This window comes from uncultured Thiocystis sp., assembly GCF_903866365.1.
Classification (GTDB): domain Bacteria; phylum Pseudomonadota; class Gammaproteobacteria; order Chromatiales; family Chromatiaceae; genus Chromatium.
Genome location: NZ_CAIPNF010000089.1, coordinates 1 through 7,565 on the forward strand (window position 1 = coordinate 1; position 7,565 = coordinate 7,565).

A 7,565-nucleotide genomic window follows, 5' to 3' on the forward strand; every position below is an offset into this window, starting at 1 on the left:
CGGCGCCACGCCCAACTTGCGGTCACCCTCGCGGCGCCCTTGCTCGCGGATCTGACACCCGCCCAAATCGACGCACTGGAACGCACATTCCGCAAACAGGCCCGAAAAGACCGAGAGGATCTGGCGACGCGCGAGATCTCCAGGGAGAAACAAAAACGCACCAAGCGCTATGTCGAGGCCATCGAGGACTGGACCGGACCGTTGAAGGCCGGTCAACCGGACATCGTCGCGGATGTCACTGGACGTATGCCAGACTCCGAGGCGGCCCTGGTCGACTATCGCACCCGCAAACGCGAGGAATTGCTGTCCCTTCTGAGAAACCGCTCTGACGAACCCCGGATCAAGGCGTTCATGACGGCCTGGCTGGTCGAATTCAGCGACTTGCCGCCAACGCTTGAACGCGACGGCGAAGCCATTGGCGAACGCATCGGCGAGCTTTTCATCCGTCTCGGCGCCAGCCTGGACGACCGCCAACGTGATCGTCTCGACGATCGTCTGCGCCAATTGCGCGATGATCTGCTGAACCTTCAGAAACAACCGCGCATGGCGCCGATGGACTGTTAGGCGATGCGCGTGGGCTCCCGGCGTTCGATCCCAACAGCATGGAGGTCGGGGATTTGCCGGTCTTCATCGCCGGGGACGTGACCGGCGACCGACCCATCCTTCACGAAGCCGGCGACGAGGGCAAGATCGCCGGTTACAATGCAGCCCACTTCGAGACCGCCAGATTTCGCCGCAATTCACACACCAAGAACCAATGAACCACACATGACCATCACCGAAAAACAAAAGCGCTGGCTCAAGAAGCAGGTGCACCATCTCAATCCCGTCGTCCTGGTCGGTCAACACGGCATCACCGAGTCTGTCCTCGCCGAGATCGAGATTGCCCTGAGCCATCACGAGTTGCTGAAAATCCGCATCAACGCGGGTGATCGCGAGGAACGCGACGCCGCGATCGGAGTCATTCAGGAGCGCACTCAGGCCGATCTCGTCACCCGCATCGGTAACGTCGCAGCCTTCTATCGCGCCAACCCGAAAAAGCGCGACCCCATGGTTTTACCCAACCTCTAGCGGTTGTCCGGATCGGTCTGGAACCATTGGTTTAGACCGAGTTGCCTGCACAGCGTCAGTCCCACCGATTTATCCTGACAGCGCAGGATGGCTACCCGATCCGGGGTATGAGGATCCGGCTGAACCTCGACCCCCAGCGCGGCGATTCGCTGTTGCTGCTCGGGGCTGAGTTCCGTGGCGCCAAAGACCGAGATCACCAGACCGCCCGGAATCGGTGGCGGCACCTCGAAGGCTTCGCCGTCCACGAGCGCGACCCAGGCGGGCAGGAACGCGGGACCGTAGAAGTCGAAAAAACCATTGGAGCCGCGCAGATGCGCCTCGATGGGTCGCCCACCGATCAGTTCCAGATTGCATAGACCCGTGTAGCCGTTGAGATGCTTTGCCACCCACTTGGCAAGCATCGGCTCCAGATTCGGCATCGACACGCCCACATCCCAATAGAGGGGGCGTTCATTGTGCTTCTCGTCCGCTCCGCGCGTATGGGCGAACCAGATCGCCCGACCATCCCGCACCAGACAATCGCTGCTGGTATGGGCGCCTTGCAGCCGTTCGCACCAGAAGCTGCCGGCCTCCATCGGCACGGCATCGGCGGCCACCGCGCGGGCGCGCACCGCCATGCCGGCGAGATTGACGATGGGCTTCACAAAGACCCATGCGTCGGGAGCGATGCCGCACTCCCTCGGATCGACCCCGCAGGGCGCCGCCCGCAGCCCGGCGGCGAGCGCAAGGGAGAGCTTGTCGTACACCTGACGGTGCCGGGGATTCAGGCGCCAGGCAGCGGCATCGCTGACCGCAACCTCACACCGGGGTTGGGGCTGGAAGAGAGGCTCGCGTTCGGGTAGTACACCAATGAATGGCATGGTCTACAGTCGCTCCACCTCGCACAGACCCGACTTAAAGGGCGGAAATCCGCTGATGGGATCGAGATGACGGTCATCGGTCAGCTCGTTGATATTGGCGCTGTTCCAGCCGTGCGTGCAGTGAACCACGCCGGGCTTGATACCCTCGGTCACACGGGCGACAAACCGCACCTCGCCACGGGGCGAACGCACCCTGACCGGCTCGCCATCCTTGATCCCGCGTGGCTCGGCATCCATCGGATGGATCTCGACCAGGGGATTGGGGATCGCGCGGCGCATGCGCTCCATGCGCTGATGCTGGGAGTGGGTATCGAACTTGGTCCGCGCCCCGCTGGTCAGGACCAACGGATAGTCGCGGGCGATCTCGGGAGTCGAAATTGGGCTCTCCGCCGGTTCGCGGTAGATGGGCAATCCGTCATGGCCCGCCGCGCGCAATTCGGCGGAATCGAATTCCACCTTGCCGCTGGCGGTGGGGAAACCGCGCAGCCGATAAAGCCGATCCGCGTCCAGAAAGCCATGTTCGACCAGATCCTCGATGGCCTGCGCGTAGACGGTGACGCCTGCTGGATTGGAGAAGACCTCCTCGCGGATGTCCTCCGGAATGCCTTCCGCCGCCTCCGCCCAGGAGGCTTCAAGGTCGCCCTGCCAGAATTGTTCGCCCATCCCGAGCCGTACCCCGAGTTCCAGAAAAATGGCACCATCGGGCCGCGCCTCGCCCTTGGGCGCAACCACCGGACGGCGATACCGCAGTTCGCCCTGATAGGCGCAGCCTGGATAGGCGATCAGGGCGGGACGCTCCAGATTCGTGGCCGCGGGCAGCACGATGTCCGCCTGGAGTGTCGCCGGGTTGTGAAAGAAATCGGTCGCGACGAAAAAATCCAGCGCGCCAAGCGCCTGCTCCATGCGCTTCGAATTGGGCCACATGGCGGTGTTGATCCCCATGGCGACCAGCGCCCGAACCCGCTGCGGTCGACCGTCGAGGATACAATCCGGCAATAGCATGCTCTGTCCCGCTGGCCAGTATTTCGTCCAGACCGGATAGATCTCGTCGCCGATCCGAGGAGGTAACTGATTTCGGCAATAGTCGAACAACTCGATTGGCTTGGGCATCGCCTTGTCATTGAAAAAGCGATTCCCGCCTTCTCGATCCAGATTGCCGGTCACGGCCGAGAGCAGAATCACCGCCCGATGGTTCTGGAAGCCGTTGCTGTGCTGCACGGTCGCGGTGGGCGACAGGGTGATCTGCGCCGGCGCGGTGGTCGCGAAGAGTTCGACCGCCGCGCGCAGATCGGCTTCGGCGATGCCGCAGATGGTCGCCACTCGCGAGGGCGTGAAGTCGCGGACGTACTCGCGGAATGCCTCGACACCCGTCGCCCAGTCATCCAGAAAGGCTTGATCCTGCCAGCCGTGTTCGAAGATCAGATGATGGAAGCCCAGCGCCAGGGCGCCATCGGTGCCGGGGCGAATCCGCAGATGGATGTCAGCCTGATCGGCCATCGGGGTCCGCCGCGGATCCACCACGATCAGGCGTCGCCCCGACTTGAGCGTCGCCAGTCCGTGCGTATCGAAGGGCGGAATGGAGCCGCGCGGATTGGTCGACCAGAACAGATGGCAGCGCGTCTTGGGCGAGAGCACCGTCGAAGTGGTCTTGATCTTGTAGCCAAGCGTCACCTTCTCCGCGACCATCGTCGCCGAGAAGCAGCAACCGCTCTCGGTCAGATAATTGGGCGAGCCGAAGGCATGCGCCAGACGCTGAAGCTGGGGCCTCGCCTCCTTGGTATAACCGGCGAAGAAGGCCACCGCTGGCGCGCCATGCCCGGTCTTGACCTCGGTCAGACGCGCGGCGATGGTGTCGAGCGCCGCGTCCCAGGAAATCCGTTCAAAGGTACCGCTGCCACGCGGTCCGGTCCGCTTGAGCGGATACAGCAAGCGCTCGGGATGATTGCGCCGATCGATCTGAACATAACAGCGCGGACAGTCTGGCCCCTTGACGCCGATCGGCTCGCCAGCGTCGTCGAGTTCGACTTCGATCGCGCAATTGGCGTCGCATTCATAGCAGGTGCTGGGTTTGAACGGCATCTTGGCAGTCTCATTTCAATGATGGGGCGAACCGAAAGGGTCTATGATCGTTCAGCGATGACACTGCGTCATGGGTGGCATGTCTTGTTTGTGCATCGATTTTGCCTCGCATGAACCAAGGCGCGCTGACGCGATATACATTAGCAAGATCACTCCAGGAAACCGCCGACCATGAGTCTCGAAACCTCGATTGTCTCGACCTTGACAGCCGACATCGCCCGGCTGCAACCGGTGCTTGATCACTATGGCCTCTGGGCGCTCTTCGTCGCCTGTCTCGTCGAAGGCTTTGGCATCCCGCTGCCGGGACAGACCCTGCTCATCGCCTGCGCCCTGCTGGCCGCCAGTGGCAAGCTGGACATCGTGACGGTGTTGCTGGTCGCCTGGACCGCTACCCAGCTCGGGGACATCATCGGTTATGCCATTGGCCGTTACGGTTTGCAACGCACCCTGACCAGCGCCGTCAAGCAGGGCGAGCGGTTGGCCAGGCTGGAGCGCCTGTTCGACCGCTGGGGAATGGGACTGCTGCTGATCGCGCGCTTTCTCGATGGTCTGCGCCAGACCAGCAATCTCGCGGCGGGTGCATTGCGGATGTCCTGGTGGCGCTTTCTCGTGGCGACCCTCGCCGGAACCAGCCTCTGGGTCGGGGTTTACGGGTTGGGTGCCTTCTATCTGGACCGCGATTTCCACAAGATCGTCGATGTCATTGAACCGCTCAGGCCATTCGCGCTCATCGCCACGGCGGTGTTCTTTGCCGCCTTGGCCCTCTATCTGTTTGGTAGGCGTAAACGTCCAGTGAATTGAGATGCAGAAACCCAATTACCAGGGCGGCGGAATCGTCAACCTGATGAGCAGCATCATCCGGGCCCGGGGCGGTCGTCCCGACGACCCCGCATTGGATAGGCTACCAACCGACGATCTGGCGCACGCGACCAACCTCATTCTGCTGGTCATCGATGGGCTGGGCGCCGACTGGCTGGCCCGACACTCGCCCAATGGCATCCTGAACCGCGCCTGCCAAGGCGCCATCACCTCAGTCTTTCCGTCCACCACGGCGGCGGCCATCACCACCTATCTTACCGGCGATGCGCCGCTTCAGCATGGGCTGACCGGCTGGCATACCTATCTGCGCGAATTGGGTTGCGTGATGACCGTGCTTCCCGGCAAGCCCAGATATGGCGGCGTGTCGTATCGCCAAGCTGGCATCGATCCCGTCAAACTCTTTGGCCATGCGTCCGTTTTCGATCGCATCCAGACACGAAGCGTTATCGTCTCGCCCCACTTCATCGCCCGTTCCGACTTCAATCTGGCCCACAAGGGACGCGCCGAGATCGTCGCCTACGATGGTCTGCGAGATCTGTTCCGACAGACGCTGCGGGTTCTCCGCCCCCATCGTCGCTGGCGCCGACCGAGCCAACCGGTCCCGAGCTATCTCTATCTCTACTGGCCGGTACTGGACACCATCGGTCACGAGCAGGGCATGGACAGCGCGGCGGCCGTGGCGCATCTAGCCGAGATTGAGCAGGCGGTGGCGGATTTCCAGGCCGCCGCCTCCGGCACCGACACTCTGCTGCTGGTCAGCGCCGATCACGGCCAGATCGACACCACGCCACAGGACAACATCGACCTGGCCGATCATCCCGAACTGGCGGACTGTCTGCTGCTGCCACTGTGCGGCGAGCCGCGCGCGGCCTTCTGTTATGTCCGCGCCGACCGGGCCAGAATGTTCGAGGACTACTGCCAACAAGTGCTGAAAGATCGCATCGATCTCGTGCGCAGTCGGCAACTGGTGGAAGATGGGTTGTTCGGATTCGGCACGCCCCACCCACGTTTTATGGATCGCGTCGGCGATTATTGCCTGCTCCCGCGCGGCAATCGCGTCATCCGCGATTCCCTGCCCAGCGAAACGCCACATCCCCAGATCGGCGTCCATGGCGGCCTGAGCGAGGCCGAATTGATGGTGCCGCTGTGCGTGCTGGCGGCTTGAGCCGCCCCGACAGACCGAGCGTCACCTGCCACCGCATGAGAGTTGATGGATGAACGTACAACAGCTCGAAAACGAACTCTGGGATGCCGCCGACCAACTGCGCGCCAACTCCAGGCTCACCGCCGCCGAATACTCGATGCCCGTGCTGGGCCTCATCTTCCTGCGCCATGCGGACAACCGCTTCAAGGCCTATTTGCCCGAAATCGCCGCCGATATCCCATCGCAGGTGCCTGCCGCCCAGCGCGAGGAATTGATCAAGCTCGGCTTTCAGGGCAAGGCCGCCATCTACCTGCCCGAAGCGGCCCGGTTTGAGCGCATCGTCAGCCTGCCGCAAGGGGCCAATGTGGGCGAGGCTATCGACGCCGCGATGGACGTAATCGAGGCCGAGTACGACGTGCTCAAAGGCGCGCTGCCGCGTGGCTACACGGCGTTTGAAACCGACCTGCTGGCCGACCTCGTCAAAATCTTCGACCGTCCCGCCATCAAGGCCGCCACCGGCGATGTGTTCGGTCGCATCTACGAATACTTCCTCAACAAATTCGCGATGAGCGGCGCGCAGGAAGGCGGCGAATTTTTCACGCCACCCTCGCTGGTGCGCATGATCGTCAATGTCATCGAGCCAGACCACGGCCTGGTGCTCGATCCGGCCTGCGGTTCGGCGGGCATGTTCGTGCAGACCGGCCACTTCATCGAAGACGTGCGCAAGCAGCAAGCCAACGACAGGGTGACGTTCCACGGTCAGGAGAAATCCGACACCAACACCAAGCTGGCGCGCATGAACCTGGTGGTGCATGGGCTGGATGCCTCCAACATCCGCCAGGGCAATACCTTTTACGATCAGGCCGAGAACCTGATCGGCCAGTGCGATTTTGTGATGGCCAATCCGCCGTTCAACGTGGATGGCGTGGACACCAAAAAGGTCGAAGGCCAGGTCGATGAAGTCAGCAAAGGCGGCCGCCTGCCCTTTGGCCTGCCCGGCATCAACGCCAAGACCGGCGCCATCTCCAACGCTAACAGCCTGTGGATTCAGTACTTCTACGCCTACCTCAATGACACCGGACGCGCCGGGTTCGTCATGGCCTCCAGCGCCTCGGACGCCGGCAACAAGGACCGCGACATCCGCGAAACGCTGGTCAAGACTGGCCATGTCGATGTGATGATGGCCATCGGCAACAAATTCTTCTACACCCGCAGCCTGCCCTGCACCCTCTGGTTTTTCGACAAAGGCAAACCGGAAAACCTGCACGACCAGACGCTGATGATCGACGCCCGTCACGTCTATCACATGATGTCGGCGCGCTCGCATGTGTTCACCGAAGAACAGCTTGCCAATCTAACAGCCATCACCTGGCTGTACCGGGGCGAGCGGGAGAAATTTGGCTCTCTAGGATCTCAGTAGATAATATATTTCTTTAAAAACAGTAGAATAGGCGCGCCTCACCAAAAAGCATCGCCCCTATGGCAATCGGCGCAAAACACGCAAGCCATTGATTTTTAAGCATACACACGATAACCAACCAGATCCAGAGAGATACGTCGAAATAGACTTTCTGTGTTGACAATGCCGTAGC

At 61.9% G+C, this 7,565-nt stretch carries 7 protein-coding genes and 1 pseudogene; 6 read left to right on the top strand and 2 right to left on the bottom strand.

Annotated features, from left to right (window positions below; translation table 11 throughout):
- From QZY07_RS05590 to yhbY, 3 genes and pseudogenes are all read left to right on the top strand, one after another.
- The coding region (locus QZY07_RS05590) for a DUF6279 family lipoprotein (RefSeq protein WP_295400494.1) at nt 1–564 on the top strand (564 nt) is incomplete at its 5' end.
- Between the two features lie 2 nt (nt 565–566).
- Nucleotides 567–707, top strand: a pseudogene (locus QZY07_RS05595) (dihydrolipoyl dehydrogenase); the annotation flags it as partial.
- A 61-nt stretch (nt 708–768) separates the two neighbouring features.
- A complete protein-coding gene (yhbY, locus tag QZY07_RS05600; RefSeq protein ID WP_295400495.1) occupies nt 769–1,071 on the top strand; it encodes a ribosome assembly RNA-binding protein YhbY in 303 nt (100 codons plus the stop codon).
- On the opposite strand, the gene QZY07_RS05605 is transcribed toward yhbY, so the two are convergent.
- Together QZY07_RS05605 and QZY07_RS05610 are read right to left on the bottom strand one after the other, a co-directional pair.
- Entirely contained in the window at nt 1,068–1,931 is an 864-nt protein-coding gene (locus QZY07_RS05605; RefSeq protein ID WP_295400497.1) for a hypothetical protein, read from the bottom strand. The two genes, yhbY and QZY07_RS05605, sit on opposite strands and share 4 nt — an antisense overlap.
- Nucleotides 1,932–1,934: 3 nt before the next feature.
- Nucleotides 1,935–4,010 carry a molybdopterin-dependent oxidoreductase gene (locus tag QZY07_RS05610; protein ID WP_295400499.1) on the bottom strand — a complete coding sequence of 692 codons (2,076 nt, stop codon included), beginning with the start codon at nt 4,008–4,010 and terminating at the stop codon, nt 1,935–1,937.
- Between the two features lie 171 nt (nt 4,011–4,181).
- On the opposite strand from QZY07_RS05610, the gene QZY07_RS05615 reads away from it, so the two are divergent.
- The 3 genes from QZY07_RS05615 to QZY07_RS05625 are packed head-to-tail and all read left to right on the top strand — an operon-like array spanning nt 4,182 to nt 7,393.
- On the top strand, nt 4,182–4,811 hold the full coding sequence (locus tag QZY07_RS05615) for a DedA family protein (protein WP_295400501.1): 630 nt from the start codon (nt 4,182–4,184) through the stop codon (nt 4,809–4,811).
- A 1-nt stretch (nt 4,812) separates the two neighbouring features.
- Nucleotides 4,813–5,994, top strand: coding sequence for an alkaline phosphatase family protein (locus QZY07_RS05620; protein WP_295400503.1), 1,182 nt, complete (start codon nt 4,813–4,815; stop codon nt 5,992–5,994).
- A gap of 49 nt (nt 5,995–6,043) precedes the next feature.
- Nucleotides 6,044–7,393, top strand: a complete 1,350-nt coding sequence (locus QZY07_RS05625) for a class I SAM-dependent DNA methyltransferase (protein WP_295400505.1) — start codon at nt 6,044–6,046, stop codon at nt 7,391–7,393.
- Nucleotides 7,394–7,565 lie beyond the last annotated feature (172 nt).